The 1158-nt window shown below is 59.4% G+C and carries 1 protein-coding gene; it reads right to left on the reverse strand.

Going from position 1 to position 1158, the window contains the following annotated elements:
• Positions 1 to 325: 325 nt before the first annotated feature.
• On the reverse strand, positions 326 to 1158 hold an 833-nt coding region (locus tag ACRXB1_RS36450), incomplete at its 5' end, for an autotransporter outer membrane beta-barrel domain-containing protein (RefSeq protein WP_449494826.1).

The raw sequence follows: 1158 nt of genomic DNA on the forward strand, positions 1-1158 counted from the left end.
TCGGTCCAGCCGTCCTGCAGTAAAGCAAGCGATGCAGCGCGGCCAATGCCGGCTCCGGCGCCGGTGACAACGGCGATGCGTGCGCGACGGTCAGATTCTGAGTTCACGGCGATGCTCTCCTGAGTGGGTCTCTGTTTATTGAATGGCGAAAGGGAAAACGTAAGGTACTGCACCTAAGCAGATGATCGCTTTATTTTCACATCGCTGCAGGGCTTGGGCAAGAATCGGCTTTACATTGGACCTTTGACCACCCAAAAAAAGCGGGGGAATGACGAACATCATGTTCGTCATTCCCCCGCTCGAAGCTCACGTCCTGCAGTTGTTCTTACCAGCTGAACTTGTACCCGACCTGACCAAACACACCCCGGCGATAATCACCGCCAATGTTGCGCGAGTACTTCACGTTGGCATACATCTCCGACGACTTGCCCATGCTCGTGGTCAGTCCCACGCCGAGTTCGTACCACGTCTTCGAGAACGCACCGTTGAAGGTCGATCCGTCGACCGTCGTGTTGCCCGGCGTCAGGAAATCGCGCAGCACGTCGGCCGTGAAGTAAGGCGTCAATGCACCCGTCTTCGTGTCGTTGCTCAGGTTTGCCTTGAAGATGCGGAACCCGGCGCGGCCGCGCAGCGCGTTGCTCGATGTGCTGCCTACCGGCGAGATGCCATCGTTGAAACCATTCAGATGCAGGTACTGATACATCAACTGCGCCTGCGGTTCGATCGCAATCGTCGTCGAGCCGATCAGGAACGGTTTGCCGACTTCGCCAGAAAGACCCGTGCCGTAGCCGTTCTGCGAAGCGCCGCCGCCGTAGACATCGCCGTACTTGTTGCGATAGTGGGTCAGTTGCGCGACGGCGTCGAAATAGCTGCCGTCCTTCAGGTACTTCGTCCAGTAGCCGCCGAGCGATTGTGCTTGCGTTTCCACTGAACCGGTCCCCGTACCGAGCGTCGGGTTCAGGCTGCGTGCGCTGTCTTCGAAAGTGGCCGAGGTCGAGCCGATCGTCAGCGTCACGCCGGCGTGCGTGCTGCCGCCTGCCGGGTTCGAAGCCAACGTCCAGTCCTTGCCGAACTGCGCGAAGAACGTGCGTTCATCGGCGGAGAAACGGTCGCCCGAATTGGCATCGAGGTTTTGGCCACCGATGCGTCCCCACACGC

The organism is Caballeronia sp. M23-90 (assembly GCF_053574605.1).